Below are 19,116 nucleotides of genomic sequence, written 5' to 3'. Positions count from 1 at the left end.
ATGTGAAGAATCGTAAACATACATCTCAAGCCCGTTATCGTTGGTTAATTAAGCCAGTGTTAAGTCATACATATCGCTCGTGGCTGATTAATAATCAATCATTAACTGCCAAGTTACAGCAGCGTTACTCAGACTTTAATGTAGTGCCGTTAACCGTAAGCTTTCTCAAGCCGATTCGAGATGAATTAACACCCTTGCGATTGAATGCTGATAGTGCGGTGCTAGTGCGCGATGTTTTGTTGTTTGGCGGTCAAAATCCTGTGGTTTTTGCACACAGCATCCTGCCACGAAAAAGTCTGCGAGGTGTGTGGCATGGCTTAGGTAAACTGGGCATTAAGCCGCTTGGCGCAACCTTATTTTCCAATCAAAAAGTAAAGCGCACTGCATTCAGTTATAAAAAACTATCACCAAACCATGTGCTATATCAGCATGCAATCAAGCACTTGGTCAATAAGCCAGCTTGCCTATGGGCGCGACGCTCGGTGTTCAGTTTGAACTGCGCTACTATTATGGTCACTGAAGTTTTCCTACCTAATATTATTACCCCATGAATACACAAGACATCGTCAAAAAAATCAACAGCTACGAACGCTTAATGCGTTTAGACAAACCAATTGGCATTTTACTGCTACTTTGGCCCACGCTATGGGCGCTATTGATCGCTGGTACGGGTAAGCCTGATTGGATAATTGTATTGATATTTATCACTGGTACAGTGCTGATGCGTAGCGCTGGCTGTGTGATGAACGATATTGCAGATAGTCAATATGATGGCTTGGTAGAGCGCACCAAAAATCGCCCTTTACCCAATAAAGAGGTGACTAAGAAAGAGGCGTATTGCTTAGCCTTAGGGTTAAGCGTGGTAGCGTTTGGATTAGTCTGTGTATTGAACACGTTGACGATACAGTTATCCCTGCTGGCCTTGTTTTTAGCGCTGACCTATCCATTGACGAAACGGTTTTTCGCGATACCTCAAGCTTATTTAGGCATTGCTTTTGGCTTTGGCATCCCGATGGCCTTCGCTGCGATTGATAATCATGTTCCTGCTGTTGCGTGGATGCTTTTGTTAGCCAATGTGTTTTGGACAATCGCATATGATACTGAATATGCAATGGTGGATAGAGAGGATGATTTGAAAATTGGAATTAAATCATCCGCCATCACTTTTGGGGGCTTTGATGTTGTCGCCATAATGCTATGTTATGGCATGACATTGTTGTTACTTGGAATTGTTGGCTATCAGCTAAAGTTATCGTTCGCTTATTACACTGGTTTGGTTGGTGCAGGCTTTGTCGCGGTTTACCACTTTTACCTTATCAGGGGGCGCTTGAGAGCAAAATGCTTTCAAGCATTCTTGGGTAATAATTGGTTCGGCTTTTTTGTATTCTCAGGCATATTGGTTAACTACTTAATTAAAGCGACCTAAATCTAAAGTCTTAGCAAGTCTACGCAATAAGCGTTGAAGGTATAGAAACTGAGTGGGCGTTATTGCCATTACCTGATTTTAAGAGTCTATCTTTGGTAGGTCCCATTCAATAATGTTGGAATCCTTGCCTTTTTTCGGCGTTGGCTTTTCATCAATTTCTGTTGGTGTGTTGTCTTTGGAATCTGTTTCCTCAGGATAAGTATCTAGTGGAAAGTGAAATTCTTCTGCCATTTCTTGATTGACGTCATCTTTTTCTAAAATATCTTGTTTTATGTCTTGTGAGATATCCATGTCGTCAGCCTCATCCTTCAATACTGGTACGACTAGTGGCTGCGCATCAGTTTCAATATGGTCATCAAAGTCTACGAGCATGTCTACATCATAAGACGGCACTTTCTGAAAAGGAGAATTTTCAAATTGTGAATGCGCCTCCTCTTTAGTCAGCTTGTTTAGTTTGGTCGGCTCTGGGGTGTCAAGAAAAGAGGCCGACATAAACTCATCATCAATGATTGCACTCTTGCTTGGATCTTCTGTGAATTCCGCTGGTGAAACTTGATCAAAAGGCATGTTGTTGCCAAATGCTGCTTCATTAAATGCTAAGTTATCTAAACTGGTGTCAGTTGGTGTGTTTTCAACCTCGCTATCGGATATTGCGGGAGCGGAGCGATATAGCGTGCGTTGACTAGTGGTGACGCCAGTACTCAGTAGTTCGGCTATTCTTTTTAGAAAGAATAGCTCTTCAAAATTCTTGGCTGAGAAACCTTCTGCTGGTTGTGCGTGGTGGTCGTAAATTAAATCATTTAAAAATTTAACTGCAAACGGCGATCCCCAAACACCTTCCAGTCTAGCAACGATATTTGAAAAATCTTCAATCGATGATGTGTCTTCACTTTTAGCGTCAGAATAGTTTGGCACCCTGATGTTAAAGTATTTTTTTGCCTCAATCGCAGCGGCTTCATATTCGGCCTCTGTACCTTCGGTTTCAATAAGTGACAATAATTTAAGCCAAATCTTAGGTGACTCTGTAGGGAAGTCATTCAAATGGTTTTGTAATAACTGAATCGCCAGTAACGGGCGTTCATGCTCTATAAAAACATCTGCATTGTCGATGATGCTGTCATGTTCGTCAATCACATGCTCAGTGAATGATAGCGTGCTGGGCCTAGGAAGCGCCATTTTTTCTTGATCATCGTAAGGTTGATCATCGAGAAATGATGCTGAAAAATTATTATTTCTAGTCTGCTTATTATCAAGTGCTGGCTGTATAGTTGTTGTAGAGAATGTTGGCTCATCTTCACCGAATTCAGTGTGTTCAGCATCAAGCCAGCTCGGCTCTTGTTTAATTAAACGCTTGCTAATAAAGGTGCGGTGCAGCCATGTAAGTATGGCAATCAATAAGGCGACGCCCATGGCGATAAAAAAGTAATCTAGCCAACTGGATTTTTGATTCTCTAACTCAGCTTTCGCGAGCGTAGCCTCGTTTCGTAGTTCAGTATTTTGAGCTTGTAAGCTGATAATCTGCTTTTCTAAGTGTGTTAACCGATTGGTCATGACAGTTACTTCATCCATCATTTCACTACTATCCATCGGAGCAATAGGTTGTGTGCGGTTAAGGTCAATTTCTCTCTCAAATTTGAGGCCTAGATTTGTTTGTCCGCCCAATGCATTTGTTACTTGGTTGCCGCCAGAAATGCTCAGGTATGGCTCGCTAGAACTGCTGGGTTTGGTTGGCGCTGCAAGTTCACTATTGCTGCTATTAGATGTTGCTGGAGTTGGTTTGGCTGAACTTTGTTGCTTGCCTACATAGGCCTCCATTATTTTTTGATCAGTAGTAGACGGTGAATTGGCTAGGCGTTTCTTTGAGTTTCGTTTTGTGCTAGCTTGTGGTTTGCTAGTGCTATCGTTAATAGAGTCAACGGTAGTCTTATTGTTATATGGGCTAACCGTATTCACATTATCGATAGCTTTCTCAGGCTGTTTACTAATGCCGCTGGTTTGAGTGCTGTTGCCAGTGTTAGTGAGCATTTCACTATGATAAGGCGCTGGGTCTAATAATAAAACGTAATCACGAATAAGTTGGGGTTCGCAACCATATGAGACGCGTAGACTTACAATTGGCTCGGTAATCACTGATTGCGTAGTGATGGTGAGTTGATAACCATTTTTGTATGGCACTAATGTAGAGAGTGCTTTTCTAAAAGCAGATGTATCATTCGTGTCTGTAATCGTAAAACAATTGGAATCTGGTGATTTTTCGACGTCAGTGACATTTAGTTTAACAATCAGAGGCTCACCTAAATATGATTTAAGCGTAGCGTCTCCAATGCTAAGCGCGAAGCTCGCGTTAGCATAGATGGCTAAAATAAGGGGTATGAATAGTCTCAAAATATGTTTGTTTTCAAATTGTTATACTAAATTTTGATTGCATTGTTAGTCTGGTCTGTTAGAATCTTGTTCTTGCTTAACTTAATATGGTAAAACCATTGTAAATCAATGCTACTTTACCATAAATAAAAAGCACATTTCATGCCAATGCATATTGGCATGAGTACTCATCAGATAGATAGATACAAATTGTTCGGTATAGTTCTTAAAGCATATAGTTGCAAGTTGGTAATAAACTTAAAAAATATTAAGTCCTATAGTGTAATACTGTTTGACAAAACATATTTCTTTAGCATAAAATCCGCCTCTTAATTTTTTTAGCTCATAGTATTGGTAACACAATGAAAACCTTTTCAGCAAAATCACACGAAGTGAAGCGCGATTGGTTTGTGGTTGATGCCACAGACCTAGTGCTAGGCCGTCTAGCTAGCGCAGTTGCACACCGTTTACGCGGCAAACATAAAACAATTTATACGCCTCACGTTGATACAGGTGATTATATAGTTGTTATTAATGCCGACAAATTAAAAGTAACTGGTAATAAAGCGGATGGTAAGCTTTACCATAGCCACTCTGGTTACCCAGGCGGCATCAGCACAACAACATTCTCTAAAATGCAAGATCGTTTCCCAGGTCGCGCTTTAGAAAAAGCGGTTAAAGGCATGTTGCCTAAAGGTCCTTTAGGCTATGCAATGATCAAAAAAATGAAGGTTTATGCAGGTAGTGAGCATGACCACGCGGCACAACAACCGCAACCATTGACCATCTAAGGATAAAAAATGATCGGTAAATACAATTATGGTACGGGTCGCCGCAAAAGTTCTGTAGCGCGCGTATTCTTAAAATCAGGTAAAGGCAACATCATTGTTAATGACAAGCCGGTTGATGAGTACTTCTCACGCGTGACATCACGCATGATTTTGCGTCAACCTTTAGAGTTAACAAACAACACAGCTAGCTTCGACATCATGGTTAACGTGATTGGTGGCGGTGAGTCTGGTCAAGCAGGTGCTGTGCGTCACGGTATCACACGTGCTTTGATTGACTTTGATGCTACATTGAAAAGTGCATTGTCACACGCTGGTTTCGTGACACGTGATGCACGTGAAGTTGAGCGTAAAAAAGTTGGTCTACGCAAAGCGCGTCGTCGTAAACAATTCTCTAAACGCTAATACGTTAAACGCTATTTGGCGGTGGAGTTTGAAAAAGGTCGCTTTGGCGGCCTTTTTTATTGGATGAAAAACATAGAGCGCTTATAATCAGACAACTTGGGTAATTAATTAAACAAAATGGCATCTAAGAAAATTAAAATAGGGATTGTAGGTGGCACTGGATACACAGGTGTTGAGTTGTTGCGCCTATTGGCAATGCACCCGCACACAGAGTTAACGGTGATTACCTCACGTGGTGAAGCTGGGCTACCAGTTGCTGATATGTTTCCTAGTTTACGTGGCTATGTTGATTTAGCATTTTCTGATCCAGCAACGGCAAATTTAAGTGCATGTGATGTGGTGTTCTTTGCGACACCGCACGGTGTTGCCATGAGTCAGGCACAAGTGCTGTTGGATGCTAACGTTAAGGTCATTGATCTTGCAGCAGATTTCCGTTTGCAAGACACTGTTGTTTTTGAGAAGTGGTATAAAATGCCACATAGCTGCCCAGATGTCTTACAGGATGCTGTTTATGGGATACCTGAGCTTTATCGTAAAAATATTAAGTCAGCTAAAGTCATTGGTAACCCAGGATGCTATCCAACAACAGTCTTGTTAGGGTTGGCACCGTTACTAGAGCAAGGTTACATTGATTTTTCTGCACCGATTATTGCTGATGCTAAGTCAGGTGTTTCTGGCGCAGGTAGAAAAGCCGAAGTGGCTACTTTGTTTGCAGAAGCTAGTGATAGTATGAAAGCGTATGGAGTGGCTGGCCACCGTCATCACCCAGAGATTCATGCACAACTTACGCAATTGGCAGGTGCTGATGTGCAGTTTATATTTGTACCGCATTTAATACCGATGATACGTGGCATGCTTTCAACTATTTACGTTAAACTGACCGATGTGGCTAAGACGGTAGATTTGCAAGCCTTGTATGAGCAACGTTATCAGCATGAGCGTTTTGTTGATGTGATGCCAGCAGGTGCTTTGCCAGAAACACGATCAGTACGCGGTTCAAACCAGTTGCGCATTGCATTACATCAACAGCAAGCGACAGGTTACTTAACATTGGTGGTGGTGCAAGATAACTTGGTAAAAGGCGCTGCAGGACAGGCGGTACAGAATATGAATATCATGTTTGACCTTGATGAGCATAGTGGTTTAGAAGTTTTGCCGTTATTGCCTTGAACGAATGAAACCTGTTCGCCGTAGAATTCGTCGTCATTTTGGATTAACTGCTAAGCAGGTTGCCGTGCGGTCTAAGCGCCCATGGTATTTTCAGCTCGGCACTACGTTTGTATTTATTGGGGTGGGTTATCTCATTGCTTATTGGCAATTTGCGACAGGCAGTGAGAGTTTACGGCAGACTTTGCTTGATAATCAGGCCTTGAATACAAAGGTGATTCAAGTGGAGCGACAGTTACAAATAGAACAGGCGGCGCAGAGTGTTCTCAGTAAAGAGTTGCGTGAGGTGCAAGATGAAAATATTCATATCAAAGAGGATTTGGCTTTTTATAAGAATATGATGAATAGTAAGCGGTAGCACTTAATTTATAGTATGTCGTTGTCTTGCGTGTAGTCTTTGTCTGCTGGTCAGTTGCTAAAGTTTAGAGGATTTAAGATGTTTTTTAAAAAAAGTAATCGCGTTCAAAATACGATAGACACTCTAATTGGCGTGGACACGCGCGTTGAAGGCAACATTCATTTTTCAGGTGGTTTACGTGTTGATGGTACAGTCATCGGTGCAGTGGCTGAACCTAATGATCAACCAAGTACACTAATACTTAGTGAGCTCGGGCGCATAGAAGGTGCAATCACCGCTTCCAAAGTGGTGATTAATGGTGCTGTTATTGGGCCAGTAAAGGCTGCGCAATATATAGAGCTACAAACTAAAGCACGCGTGACTGGCGATGTTTATTACAATACCCTTGAAATGCATACAGGTGCAGTGATTGAGGGAAAGTTAGTGTATTTGGATGATAAAGCAGAGTAAAGTAAAGCTTAACAGTATTTGCTATTGAAATTCATTGCGTTAGGTCGCATATTAGTAAAAGATATTTAATTGAAATTTTAGGAGTACACAATGAGTACAGTTGCAGAAGTTCAGGAACTAGACATTCCTTCGCCTTTAGTTTTTACCGATAATGCGGCTAAAAAGGTAAAAGAGTTAATTGAAGAAGAAGGTTCGCCAGATCTTAAATTACGTGTTTTTGTGAGCGGTGGCGGTTGTTCAGGCTTCCAATATGGCTTTACGTTTGAAGAGGACGTGAACGACGATGATACTCAAGTGCAAAAGGATAGCGTGACATTGTTAATTGACCCGATGAGCCTACAGTACTTGATGGGCGCAGAGATTGATTATCAAGATAGCTTGCAGGGTTCACAGTTTGTGATTCGTAACCCAAATGCACAAACAACTTGCGGTTGTGGCTCATCTTTCTCAGCTTAAGATTTAATTAAACGCAAATTTACACGCTTGTGTTAACTTGAATGCTCATAAATGTGAGCATTAGGTTGACTGAGCGTGTTTGTTTATCTACAGTGCTAATAGACTGCAGTTTGCATTCAACAGAACGAGAGTTTCCTTGTTGTGCAAGCGGCATAGTCTCGTAGTAACAGGTGTTGAGTAATATTCAGCACGCAAATAATAATACTAAGCACGTTATTAATGACCTGAGTATATTAATCCCGCTAACCTCAATTCTTAAGGTGTGAAATTTAATTGCACATGATATTTTTGATTAATCTTTGCAATGATTGAAAGCGTATTGTTGCCTTTAACACTTTTCATTGCAGTTTCTGGCGTTGCTTTGCCTTTAATGGTAGAGCGCTACGGCAGGAAAGCAGCTGCTATTGCGGCAGGTGCTGTCATGGCATTGTGCCTAGCATCGCTTGCACCACTCTTTTCTAGTGCAATTAGTGGACAAACTGTCATTGCACATTTTGACTGGTTGCCAAGTTTTGGTCTAAACCTATCATTCCGCCTTGATGGCTTAAGCATGTTATTCTCGATACTAATTCTGGGGATTGGCATACTGGTCGTTTTGTATGCTCACTATTATTTACCCGAGGATGACAAGTTAGGGCGTTTTTACGCACTATTGTTACTGTTCATGTCTGCAATGCTAGGGGTTGTGCTTTCAGAAAATCTACTTATGATGGTGGTGTTTTGGGAAGTAACCAGCCTCTCATCATTTCTATTGATTGCTTATAAATCAGCGTCGCATGAGTCTAGAATTGCGGCGAGGATGGCGTTAGTCGTCACAGGTGCTGGTGGTTTGGCTTTTCTCGCAGGTGTTCTGCTGTTAGGCAACGTTGCTGGTAGTTATGAGCTGACAGATGTGATTGCAGCCGCAACGCAAATAAAAGCAGATCCGTTATATCCTACGATTCTTACTTTGGTGTTGCTCGGTGCTTTTACAAAGTCTGCACAATTCCCATTTCATTTTTGGTTGCCTAATGCAATGGTGGCTCCAACCCCTGTTTCTGCATATCTACACTCGGCTACGATGGTTAAAGCGGGTGTATTTTTACTTGCCCGGTTTTATCCTGTGCTTTCAGGTACTGATGCATGGTTGTTTAGTGTAAGTGCCATCGGTGGAATTACTTTGGTTTATGGTGCTTATCTGGCAATGTATCGTAATGACTTTAAAGGTTTATTGGCTTATTCAACGATTAGTCATCTTGGTTTAATTACCTTGCTTTTTGGTTTAAGTACACCCATGTCTGTGGTTGCAGCGGTGTTCCATATTATCAATCATGCAATATTTAAGGCATCACTCTTTATGGCCGCGGGTATTATTGATCATGAATGTGGCTCTCGTGACATGCGACGTGTCAACGGTTTGTTTAAACTGATGCCTATCACGGCAACGTTAGCGATGCTCGCAGCAGGCTCAATGGCTGGCGTGCCATTGCTCAATGGTTTTTTAAGCAAAGAAATGTTCTTTACTGAGTCTATCGTGTTTCAAGGATTTGGAAATTCACATTGGATTTTGCCAATATTTGCCACTATCGCTGGTGTACTAGCAGTGGCTTACTCAGTGCGATTTATTCATGACGTATTCTTCAATGGAGAGCCTGTCGACTTGCCGCGTCAGCCTCATGAGCCGCCCCGTTGGATGCGTGTGCCAGTAGAGGTTTTGGTCGTGTTGTGTCTGCTTGTCGGCATCTTTCCTGCTTGGTCTGTAGGCGCCTTATTGGCATCTGCTGCAGGGGCAACTTTGCAATCTACCTTGCCTGTGTATGATTTAAAGATATGGCATGGATTTAATCTCGCATTCTTGATGAGCTTGATAGCGCTGGCTGGCGGTGTTGGTTTATATATGATGCGCAGTACGTTGATGCGTTGGAACGATCAATTGCCAACGATTAGTAGCCGAACATTTTTTGAGCGGGCGTATCAAAACTTGGCGGCTTATGCTGAAAATATTTTATTAATTATGGACAATGGATCATTACAGCGTTACATGGCCGTATTCTTTTTGTTTGTGTTCATTTATGGCGCTTGGGCGTTTATTAGCGGTGGCAGTATGGTGAATGCGGTTTCGTCATTGCCATTAGATGTTGCCAGTGGCATCGCCTTTTTTGCATTAGCATTAGGCGCGCTGGGTGCAGTATTTATGCATCATCGCCGTTTGTTAAGCATTATTTTGATTGGCATTGTGGGGCTGGTTGTTGCCTTGATCTTTGTGCGATTCTCAGCCCCAGATTTAGCATTGACTCAACTTTCAGTTGAGGTCGTTACAACGGTGCTGATGTTGCTTGCGTTACATTATTTGCCGCAATATACGCCGAAAGAATCGTCTAAGACTCGTGTAGTGCGAGATGTCTTGCTTGCGCTAGGTATTGGTTTGGGTATGGCCTTTGTCAGCTTTGAGCTGTTGACCAGTTCTTTTAGTACCATTTCTGATTTTTATCTTCAGCAGTCAGTACCAGGCGGCGGAGGCAGTAATGTCGTGAATGTCATCTTAGTGGATTTCCGTGGTTTTGATACGTTGGGTGAAATTACGGTGTTAGCAATGGCCGCTTTAGGGACGCATGCTTTACTGAATCAATTGCGTCTGATGCAGCCTATGCCGGATAGTGCGGGCCGTTTATGGGCGGAGGATGCTCATCCCTTATTTCTGAAAATGTTAATGCGTCCATTGTTGCCATTAGCCTTAGCGGTAGCCGTCTATATCTTTTTAAGAGGGCATAATTTGCCTGGCGGAGGTTTTGTTGCTGGGTTAGTCACAGGCGTTGCCTTGATTTTGCAGTCTTTGGCTGGCGGTTTTGCGTTCGCAGAAGATAGACTACCAAAGTCATACCCACCTATCTTAGGGTTGGGGCTGGCGATGGCTGCAGGCGTGGGCTTGATCAGCTGGTTTTTTGTACGACCGTTTCTCACCAGCGCCCACGGTCATATTGAAATCCCTCTGGTTGGAGACATTGAGCTAGCTTCAGTGATTATTTTTGATTTAGGGGTTTATTTGGTTGTCGTGGCAACGGTTCTGCTGATTTTAACTGAACTGGGGCGACTAAATATGAAAGGGGCGCGCGTCTGATGGAGGCAATATTAGCAATTGCAATTGGCTTATTATTCGGATGCGGTGTTTACCTCATGTTGCGCGCACGCACGTTTCCAGTGATTATTGGTTTAACGCTCACGTCTTATGCTGTTAACTTGTTTCTTTTTGCCAGCGGCAGGTTAGTGGTAAATGCGCCCCCAATCATCAGTGCTGATATTGTGCGTTATACCGATCCTATTCCTCAGGCACTGGTGCTGACTGCTATAGTGATTGGTTTCGGTATGACTGCATATATTGTGACACTAGCATTGCGCGGGCTGTCAGAGTCTGGTGATGATCATGTCGATATGATAGAAAAAACAGCTGACTCAGCATCTAATCAATTACCAAAGCGTCGTCTATGAATCACAGCCCGATTTTGCCTATATTAGTGCCATTCATCGCTAGCATCGTGCTATTGATGATGAGCGCTTGTAAGCTCAGCTGGCAGCGGGGTGTGGGCGCATTGGCAGTCACTCTATTGTTGGCAGTGTCAGTTAATTTATTGCTACTTGCTGATCAACCTGCGCCGCTTGTTTATGCATTGGGCGATTGGCAAGCACCTTTTGGCATTGTGCTGGTGGCTGATAGGCTAGCCGCCTTGGTAGTATTAACGATGGCGTTACTTTCGGCAGCCGTATTGCTTTACGCGAGCGCTGGTTTTGATGGTAAAGGTCGACATTTTCATGCGGTGTTTCAATTGCAGTTAGTTGGCATCAACGGCGCATTTTTAACAGGGGATGTCTTTAATCTCTTTGTTTTTTTTGAAGTCATGTTACTCGCATCATATATTTTACTAGCACACGGTAGCGGACTTAACAAAAGTCGTGCAGGCTTTGCTTATGTCACTCTTAATTTGGCAGGCTCTGCGGTTTTTTTAGTAGCGCTAGGCTTGATTTACGGAACGTTAGGGACGCTTAATTTAGCTGATATTGCGATGCAGCTTAAAACAGTATCTGCGACAGAGGCCTCGCTGGTTAGACTTTCAGGGGCATTATTGATGGCGGTTTTTCTGCTTAAAGCGGCAGTGTTGCCACTTTCATTTTGGTTGCCACATGCCTACAGTGCTGCAGGCGCGCCAGTGGCTGCTTTGTTCGCGATAATGACTAAGGTGGGTATTGTCGCTATTTTGCATGTGCAGATGATCGCCTTTAGTGCGGCACCAGTGATGCATGGCTTGTTAGATAGCTGGTTAATTGTCGCGGCATTAGCAACGATAGTGTTTGCTGCCATAGGTTTATTAAGTGCAAAAAGTCTACAGTCGTTGGTTGCGTGGCTCATATTAGGCTCAGCAGGGCTGCTGTTAATTGTGCCGTCTTTGAATAATGAGCTGGTAACGGCCGCAGGTCTTTATTACTTAGTGCAATCAGCCGTTGTTGGTGCTGCATTCTTTATGATGGCTGATTTAATCAGCAATGCGCGTGGTCATATTGGTGACGCATTTATTATTACTGAATGGGCATCAGACAATAAGCTCAAGCTAGGGTATTTCATACTTGCAGCAACGGCTGCTGGTTTGCCGCCATTTTCAGGATTTGTCGGTAAGCTAATGTTGCTTTTCGCCGTGAAGGAAAGCGTAATGATGCCAGCAATATGGACGATTATACTGATAGTAAGCCTTATCACAACAATAGCGCTGGCTAAAGCTGGCAGTCGTTTATTTTGGGAAACACCAAATGACCTAGCCTCTGCGCCAAGACCAGCCTCGTTTCAACATAGCATCTTTCAGTATTCAGCGACTTTTGGTTTAATCGCTGTATCCTTATTGTTAGTTATTTTTGCGCAACCTTTATCTGATTTTACGCTGCGAGCTGCTGAGCAATTGCATGCGCCCGAACAATATATTGAAGCCGTTATTCCTCATCATGCTGACATTCAAAGAGGAGTTAGGCCATGAGTCGGCTATTACCGCATCCAGCGCTATCAGTAGCCATCTTTTTGGTATGGATTGCGCTAAACAATGCTTCCTCCACAGGGCATTTTATTTTAGCTTTTATTCTGGCAATCGGCTTGCCAGTATTGACTCAGCGATTTTGGCCAGAGCGTCCAGAAAAAGTAAAATTATTACCGGCTATCCGTCTGTTTGGCATTGTACTTTGGGATATCTTGCTCGCCAGCATTGGCGTGGCGAAGTTGGTGCTTGGCCCACTAGGTAAAGTAAAACCAGCTTTCGTAGAGGTTCCTTTAGATATGCAAGATCCATTTGTTGGCACCTTGCTCGCGAGTATTGTTTCGCTGACACCAGGGACCGTTTCTATTGATATTGACCGCTCGCGCTGGGTGCTACAAGTGCATGCGCTTAATGTGGATGATGCTGAGACATTAATTAAGTCAATCAAGACTCGCTATGAAAAGCCGTTAAAGGAGATATTTTCATGTTAAATACCGTGGTGCCTATTGCCTTTGTGATGATTGCGTTGGCGATGATACTAAGCTTATATCGAATGGTGATTGGGCCTGATATGACAGACCGTGTCCTTGCACTAGATACGCTATATATTAATACTATTGCTTTACTGGTGCTGATTGGTATCTATATGAATAATAGCGCTTACTTTGAATCCGCGCTGCTGATTGCTATCATGGGGTTTGTGGGAACAGTGGCTTTATCTAAATACATGTTACGCGGGAATATCATCGAATGAGTATTTGGGTAGAGTATCTCATTTCGTTTCTGATATTAGTCGGCGCTGGTTTTACCCTGCTAGGGTCAATAGGGTTGGCGAGATTGCCAGATTTTTTTATGCGTGTGCATGGACCAACTAAAACCACAACGCTAGGCGTGGGCGCAATGGTAATGGCATCGGCTATCTACTTTAGTGTCACAGGTGATGGTATTAGTTTGCATGAAATAGTCGCTACGGTATTTCTTTTTATTACCGCGCCAGTGAGTGCACACCTACTGACAAAAGCGGCGTTGCATATAGCAAGCAGGGTAAGCAAATAGCGACTAGTTATTTTGTGATGAAGGTGTTGCTAGATATACATGTGTACAAAGTAAGTGAAGTCCTCATAAATGGGGCTTAACTTATTAATTGAGGCCGCGATAGTTATGGCCTAGCCCAAGTTAAGATAATGTTTGACTGTGAAAAGCCCGCTATGAATGCCTAGGTAAAATCAAGAGGTGCAACCAAGAGTAGCTACACCTTTATTGTGTTTTGTCACTACCTTTTATTTAATTCAACGAACGATCTTTTTTCTGTGCCTGTATACAGTTGGCGAGGTCTGCCAATTTTTGCTTCAGGGTCTGAATGCATTTCAGACCATTGAGCAATCCAGCCCGCAGTTCTAGCAAGTGCAAAAATAGCAGTAAACATGCTGTTTGGAATGCCCATCGCACGCATTACAATGCCACTGTAAAAGTCGACGTTAGGGTAGAGTTTACGTGATACAAAGTATTCATCTTCCAGTGCAATTTTCTCTAAAGCTAGTGCCAGCTTAAACATTGGGTCGTTATTTAAACCAAGTACATCCAACACCTCATGGCATGTTTTCCTCATGATGGCTGCTCTTGGGTCCATGTTGCGATAAACGCGATGACCAAATCCCATGAGCCTAAAGCTGTCTGATTTGTCTTTTGCCCGATTTATAAACTCACCAATGCGTGAAACATCACCAATTTCCTCAAGCATGTTAAGTGTGGCTTCATTAGCGCCACCGTGTGCTGGACCCCAAAGTGATGCAATACCTGCTGAAATACAAGCAAATGGATTCGCGCCACTAGAGCCAACTAGGCGTACGGTTGAGGTTGATGCATTTTGTTCGTGATCAGCATGTAAGATTAAAATCCGCTCAAAAGCTTTCGCTAATACAGGATTAGGCACGTATTCTTCGCATGGTGTGGCAAACATCATGTACATAAAGTTTTCCGCATAGTTCAGATGATTTTGCGGGTACATAAATGGTTGACCACTTATATATTTATAGCTCCATGCAGCAATTGTTGGCACTTTTGCAAGTAAGCGGTGTGCAGATATCTCGCGGTGTTTTGGATTCAGAATATCCATCGAGTCAAAATAAAACGCAGAGAGTGATCCCACAACACCCACCATGACTGCCATTGGATGTGCATCACGTCTGAATCCGCGGAAAATATTGCTGAGTTGATCATGCAGCATTGTGCTGCCAGTAATGGTGTCGGTAAATTGCTGTTTCTCTGCAGCATTCGGCAAATCGCCATGCATTAGCAAGTAGGCAACTTCTAAGTAATCACAGTGCTCGGCAAGTTCTTCAATAGGATAGCCGCGGTGATACAGTAAGCCTTGTTCTCCATCAATAAATGTAATGTTGGAATCGCATGCAGCAGTAGACATAAAACCAGGGTCGTAAGTGTATACCCCGTGCTTGCCTAATGTGCGGATATCAATCACATCATTACCCAATGTTCCTGAGAGCATTGGTAATTCAATTGGTGATTTGCCATTGTCAAAGCTGAGCGTAGCTGTACTTGTATTATTTTTCATGGTGTTTTTGCGGTTCTAATCATCATTTACTGTGATTATACTTTATCAATGCGGGCAGATGAATGATAAAAGCTTACTATGCTTGGTAAATTGCACCTAAAATGCGTAAGCCTTTTGCGCCAGTGACTTCTGGTAGGTTAGCACTTTCTTGTGATAGGCACTTTTTCGCCAGCCATGCAAAGGCAATTGCCTCAACCCAGTCAACGCCCATCCCTAGTTTTTCAGTAGTTTCTAAGTGCGTCGATCCTATAAGTGACTGTAGGCCGCTAGTTAGTAGCTTATTTTTAGCGCCACCGCCACAAAGGTATATTTCGTCTACTTGACCGCAGTATTGTTTTACAGCGTTTGCAATAGAGTGCGCACTTAATGCAACCAATGTACGTGCAACATCATTGGGTGCATATGTTTGCGTAGTTAAGCAATGGTTTAGCCATGCATCGTTAAATAGATCTCGACCAGTGCTCTTAGGTGGCAGTGCAGAGAAATAAGGTTCACTTAACATGGCAGACAGCAAAGGTTCAATGATATTGCCAGTACTGGACCATTGGCCATCGGTATCGTAGTCTAAGCCTAGATGTTGCTTAGTCCATGCATCTAATAGCATATTGCCTGGACCAGAATCAAAACCGAATACCTCGCCAGTATTGCTCAGGTAGGTAATATTGGCGATACCACCTATATTGATAATTGCACGGTTACGCTGATTGTGAGCAAAAACATCTTGATGGAATGCGGGTACCAATGGCGCACCTTGTCCATTGGCGGCAATATCTCTACTTCTAAAATCGCTTACAACAGTAATTCCCGTGAGTTCACTTAACAACGCAGCGTTTCCAATTTGCATGGTATAGCCTAGCTCTGGACGATGTCTGATAGTTTGTCCATGGCAACCAATCGCAGTAACCGTGCCTGCATCAATTTCTGCATCCGACAATAACTCGTTAACTGCTTTTGCATACAAACGAGCAAGTGTATTGCCCATGAGTGCTGTAATTTCTAATTCATTATCTGTGGGGTGTTGTAGGGCAAGGATTTGGTTGCGTAAATCTGTAGGGTACGCTGTAAAGTGTGTTTTAAGTAGCTGGGGATGTTGCAAATGGTCGAATGTTACCAATGCAACATCAACACCATCAAGGCTAGTGCCCGACATCAACCCGATGAAAAGCTGGCTAGCCATGATGGTGTTCTAATTGAGGTGAATTATTCTAATGCGGCGATGTTACTTGTGCCTAGCAATCTTAGCTGAGCAGTCATTTGGCCGCTAATAGCTTCAAATTGAGCCTTATTGTCGCCTTGAATCGCATTGGTTTTTGGTAAGGCAACTTTCATTGGGTCCTGATGCTTGCCGTTGATTAAAAACTCATAATGCAAATGTGGGCCTGTCGCCACGCCGGTCATTCCGACAAAACCAATCATTTGCCCTTGCGTGATTTTTGAGCCGCGGCGTAGTTCTGGCGCAAAGCGTGAAAGGTGTCCGTACACTGTACTTACCCCATTCGCATGCTTGAGGATGATGACATTGCCGTAGCCGCCTTTGGTGCCTACAAAATCAACAACAGCATCAGCCGAGGCTTTAATGCGTGTTCCAGTGGGCGCCGCAAAGTCTACCCCCTTGTGCGCACGCATTCTTTGTAGAACAGGATGGAACCTTGCAACGCTAAAGCCAGAGCTTACGCGGCTGAACTCTAAAGGTGAGCGTAAAAACGACTTGTGAATACTTTTGCCTTCTGGTGTGTAGTATTGCATTTGATTGTTACTATCTCGGAAGCCAATAGCACGGTAAGTTTTGCCATTGTTTACGAACTCGGCAGCTAAAACTTCGCCTGATTTAATCAGCTCTCCTTGATCGTAATTGCCTTCGTAAATGACATTGAATCGGTCACCACGACGTAAATCAGTATGGAAGTTAATCTCGCTTTCAAAAATATCTGCGAGCTGGATTGCAATATGGTCTGGAATGTTGGCAGCATCTGTTGCGCCAAATAGTGAACTATGAATCATTGCCGATTTTAGTACTGGACGAACTTCTAAAGCGCGTTCATCTTGACGGGCTTCATAACCATCAACAGTTTTGGTAATCGTTAAAAACTGATTAGCGCTAATTTGATATTCAAAATGAAACAGATTTCCATCTGCATCGGTTTCTGATTTTACTTGGCGACCAGGGATGATTGAGCGTGCAATTTCGCTAGCAACGCTATCTGCGCGAATGAATTCAAGCACATCGCGGTTGCGAATGTTTAGTCTCGCTAAAACACTCTGTAATGTGTCATCTCTGCGCACATGATCTTTATACCAAAATTTTTCTGTTAGGTTGACTTCATCATTTAATGCTTGTTCAAGCGTAGGTAAACTCAACTCTTCAACCACCATAGATGTAGTGATATTAGTTGTTAGGGTTTGAGGTGCAATACCAAAAGCGGTGTAAATACCAAACAGCGGTAAACAAGAAATCGCCAATATCCAGCGCAACTTAAATTTACGCTCTGAAAGGCGCTGCAACTTGCGTTCAGCTTTATTGGCGTTTTGCGTTAAAATAGAATCTTGGGTTGATTGGTGATGATTGGGCTCGTTGATATCCACGGGCTAACCTTTAGTTAATTATTTCAGCTCTTGATACTAACAGAAAATTTAGTTTATACAAATAAACTAGCAGTAAAAATAATATAGTTTAAGGACGTTAAAACGTGAATATTGAAATCAGCCAACAGCTTGCAGTGATTAAACGCGGCGCAGATGAACTGTTAATCGAAGCGGAGTTGGTCGAAAAGCTTAAAAAAGGTCAGCCATTAAGAATTAAAGCTGGCTTTGACCCTACGGCACCAGATTTACATCTTGGGCATACTGTACTTATTAATAAGTTACGTCAGCTTCAAGAGCTTGGGCATCAAGTGTTGTTTCTGATCGGTGATTTCACTGGCATGATAGGCGACCCGACAGGTAAAAGTGCAACGCGCCCGCCATTAACTGCAGAGCAGGTGCAGGAAAACGCAAAGTCATATGCGGCTCAAGTATTTAAGATACTGAAGCCAGAACAAACTGAAGTTGTTTTTAATTCTAAGTGGCTCACTGAGCTTGGTGCTGCTGGTATGCTTAAGTTGGCCGCTAGCCATACCGTCGCGCGAATGCTAGAGCGTGATGACTTCTCAAAGCGATTTAAAGGTAATCAGCCAATCGCGATTCACGAGTTTTTATATCCTTTGTTACAAGGTTATGACTCCGTTGCGTTAAATGCTGATCTTGAGCTAGGCGGTACGGATCAGAAATTCAACTTGTTAATGGGTCGTGAGCTGCAAAAGCAAGCAGGGCAAAGTCCCCAATGTGTCCTTACCATGCCGTTGCTTGAAGGTTTAGATGGCGTTAATAAAATGTCTAAATCTTTAGGTAACTATATAGGTATCGCGGAAGCGCCAGAAATTATCTTTGCCAAAATAATGTCTATCTCAGATGAATTAATGTGGCGTTATATAGAGTTGCTTTCATTTGAATCATTGGAAACCATTGCGCAGTGGAAGGCTGATGTTAGTGCTGGTGCCAACCCTAGAAACATCAAAGTTCAATTCGCTCAAGAAATTGTCACGCGTTTTCATAGTAAAGAGGATGCAGATAAGGCATTGCTAGATTTTCAGACGCGCTCAAAAGGTGGTGTACCAGAAGATATCCCACAAATAGAGGTGGTGGCTGAGTCTGAGAGTATTGGTGTTGCTCAATTGTTGAAGTTGGCTGGCCTAGTGAGCAGTACCTCCGAAGCCTTCAGGTCGATTGAGCAGGGTGGTGTTAAATTGGATGGCGAGAAAGTGACAGACAAGACTTTGACTGTTAAAAAAGGCAGTGCTGTAATTGCACAAGTGGGTAAGCGTAAATTTGCAAATGTAACAATTATGTAACATTTTAAAATAGGGGTTGACCAAAGTTAAAAGCGCTGTAGAATGCGCACCTCGCTGACGAAACAACGTTAGCGAAAAGTATAAAGTAGTAGAAGGCGCAGTAAAAAGTACGGTTAATTTTAATGAGTAAATATTACGAAATTAAGGTTGACGAGCGTTAAAAGCTCTGTATAATGCGCACCTCGTTAACGCAAAGCGTAACGGGGAAACAAAAAGTTCTTTAACAATATAACAACTGATAAGTGTGGGTGC

At 42.9% G+C, this 19,116-nt stretch carries 19 protein-coding genes; 15 read left to right on the top strand and 4 right to left on the bottom strand.

Going from position 1 to position 19,116, the window contains the following annotated elements; all coding sequences use genetic code 11:
- Positions 1-2: 2 nt before the first annotated feature.
- Positions 3-551, top strand: coding sequence for a chorismate lyase (locus Q7U33_RS07690; protein WP_304859385.1), 549 nt, complete (start codon positions 3-5; stop codon positions 549-551).
- Positions 548-1,426, top strand: coding sequence for a 4-hydroxybenzoate octaprenyltransferase (gene ubiA / locus Q7U33_RS07685; RefSeq protein ID WP_304859382.1), 879 nt, complete (start codon positions 548-550; stop codon positions 1,424-1,426). Before Q7U33_RS07690 ends, ubiA begins: the two co-directional genes overlap by 4 nt.
- A 78-nt stretch (positions 1,427-1,504) precedes the next feature.
- On the opposite strand, the gene Q7U33_RS07680 is transcribed toward ubiA, so the two are convergent.
- Entirely contained in the window at positions 1,505-3,811 is a 2,307-nt protein-coding gene (locus Q7U33_RS07680; protein WP_304859379.1) for a hypothetical protein, read from the bottom strand.
- A gap of 341 nt (positions 3,812-4,152) precedes the next feature.
- On the opposite strand from Q7U33_RS07680, the gene rplM reads away from it, so the two are divergent.
- The 12 genes from rplM (at position 4,153) to Q7U33_RS07620 (ending at position 13,461) form a co-directional block, all read left to right on the top strand.
- Entirely contained in the window at positions 4,153-4,581 is a 429-nt protein-coding gene (gene rplM / locus Q7U33_RS07675) for a 50S ribosomal protein L13 (protein ID WP_019896538.1), read from the top strand.
- A gap of 9 nt (positions 4,582-4,590) precedes the next feature.
- The gene (gene rpsI, locus Q7U33_RS07670; protein ID WP_019896537.1) at positions 4,591-4,983 is read left to right on the top strand and encodes a 30S ribosomal protein S9; all 393 of its coding nucleotides are present in this window, start codon (positions 4,591-4,593) and stop codon (positions 4,981-4,983) included.
- A gap of 117 nt (positions 4,984-5,100) precedes the next feature.
- The gene (gene argC, locus Q7U33_RS07665; protein ID WP_304859373.1) at positions 5,101-6,153 is read left to right on the top strand and encodes an N-acetyl-gamma-glutamyl-phosphate reductase; all 1,053 of its coding nucleotides are present in this window, start codon (positions 5,101-5,103) and stop codon (positions 6,151-6,153) included.
- A gap of 4 nt (positions 6,154-6,157) precedes the next feature.
- Positions 6,158-6,508, top strand: a complete 351-nt coding sequence (locus Q7U33_RS07660; protein WP_304859371.1) for a DUF6776 family protein — start codon at positions 6,158-6,160, stop codon at positions 6,506-6,508.
- Between the two features lie 78 nt (positions 6,509-6,586).
- Entirely contained in the window at positions 6,587-6,958 is a 372-nt protein-coding gene (locus Q7U33_RS07655; protein ID WP_304859369.1) for a polymer-forming cytoskeletal protein, read from the top strand.
- Positions 6,959-7,048: 90 nt separating this feature from the next.
- Entirely contained in the window at positions 7,049-7,414 is a 366-nt protein-coding gene (gene erpA, locus Q7U33_RS07650; protein WP_304859366.1) for an iron-sulfur cluster insertion protein ErpA, read from the top strand.
- A gap of 304 nt (positions 7,415-7,718) precedes the next feature.
- A complete protein-coding gene (locus Q7U33_RS07645) occupies positions 7,719-10,511 on the top strand; it encodes a monovalent cation/H+ antiporter subunit A (protein WP_304859363.1) in 2,793 nt (930 codons plus the stop codon).
- On the top strand, positions 10,511-10,879 hold the full coding sequence (locus Q7U33_RS07640) for a Na+/H+ antiporter subunit C (protein WP_304859360.1): 369 nt from the start codon (positions 10,511-10,513) through the stop codon (positions 10,877-10,879). The genes Q7U33_RS07645 and Q7U33_RS07640 overlap by 1 nt, the downstream gene beginning before the upstream one ends.
- Positions 10,876-12,411, top strand: coding sequence for a monovalent cation/H+ antiporter subunit D (locus Q7U33_RS07635; RefSeq protein ID WP_304859357.1), 1,536 nt, complete (start codon positions 10,876-10,878; stop codon positions 12,409-12,411). Before Q7U33_RS07640 ends, Q7U33_RS07635 begins: the two co-directional genes overlap by 4 nt.
- Positions 12,408-12,896, top strand: coding sequence for a Na+/H+ antiporter subunit E (locus Q7U33_RS07630; RefSeq protein ID WP_304859354.1), 489 nt, complete (start codon positions 12,408-12,410; stop codon positions 12,894-12,896). Before Q7U33_RS07635 ends, Q7U33_RS07630 begins: the two co-directional genes overlap by 4 nt.
- The gene (locus Q7U33_RS07625; RefSeq protein WP_304859351.1) at positions 12,890-13,159 is read left to right on the top strand and encodes a K+/H+ antiporter subunit F; all 270 of its coding nucleotides are present in this window, start codon (positions 12,890-12,892) and stop codon (positions 13,157-13,159) included. The genes Q7U33_RS07630 and Q7U33_RS07625 overlap by 7 nt, the downstream gene beginning before the upstream one ends.
- Positions 13,156-13,461 (top strand): Na+/H+ antiporter subunit G, encoded by a 306-nt coding sequence (locus Q7U33_RS07620; RefSeq protein ID WP_304859348.1) that lies wholly within the window; start codon positions 13,156-13,158, stop codon positions 13,459-13,461. Before Q7U33_RS07625 ends, Q7U33_RS07620 begins: the two co-directional genes overlap by 4 nt.
- A gap of 217 nt (positions 13,462-13,678) precedes the next feature.
- On the opposite strand, the gene gltA is transcribed toward Q7U33_RS07620, so the two are convergent.
- The 3 genes from gltA to Q7U33_RS07605 all read right to left on the bottom strand — a co-directional run bounded on the left by gltA (position 13,679) and on the right by Q7U33_RS07605 (position 17,560).
- Positions 13,679-14,977: a citrate synthase gene (gltA, locus tag Q7U33_RS07615; protein ID WP_304859345.1), complete on the bottom strand. Its 1,299-nt coding sequence runs from the start codon at positions 14,975-14,977 to the stop codon at positions 13,679-13,681.
- A 76-nt stretch (positions 14,978-15,053) separates the two neighbouring features.
- A complete protein-coding gene (locus tag Q7U33_RS07610; RefSeq protein WP_304859342.1) occupies positions 15,054-16,154 on the bottom strand; it encodes an anhydro-N-acetylmuramic acid kinase in 1,101 nt (366 codons plus the stop codon).
- Between the two features lie 23 nt (positions 16,155-16,177).
- Entirely contained in the window at positions 16,178-17,560 is a 1,383-nt protein-coding gene (locus Q7U33_RS07605) for a M23 family metallopeptidase (protein WP_304859339.1), read from the bottom strand.
- Positions 17,561-17,664: 104 nt separating this feature from the next.
- Here Q7U33_RS07605 and tyrS point away from each other — a divergent pair, with 104 nt between their 5' ends.
- Positions 17,665-18,864, top strand: coding sequence for a tyrosine--tRNA ligase (gene tyrS, locus Q7U33_RS07600; protein WP_304859335.1), 1,200 nt, complete (start codon positions 17,665-17,667; stop codon positions 18,862-18,864).
- The last annotated feature ends 252 nt before the right edge of the window (positions 18,865-19,116 follow it).

Origin of the sequence: Methylotenera sp. (assembly GCF_030653755.1) — a bacterium.
Taxonomy (GTDB): domain Bacteria; phylum Pseudomonadota; class Gammaproteobacteria; order Burkholderiales; family Methylophilaceae; genus Methylotenera.
Note: the sequence above shows the minus strand (reverse complement) of the source record. Positions and strands in the feature narration are given on the sequence as shown.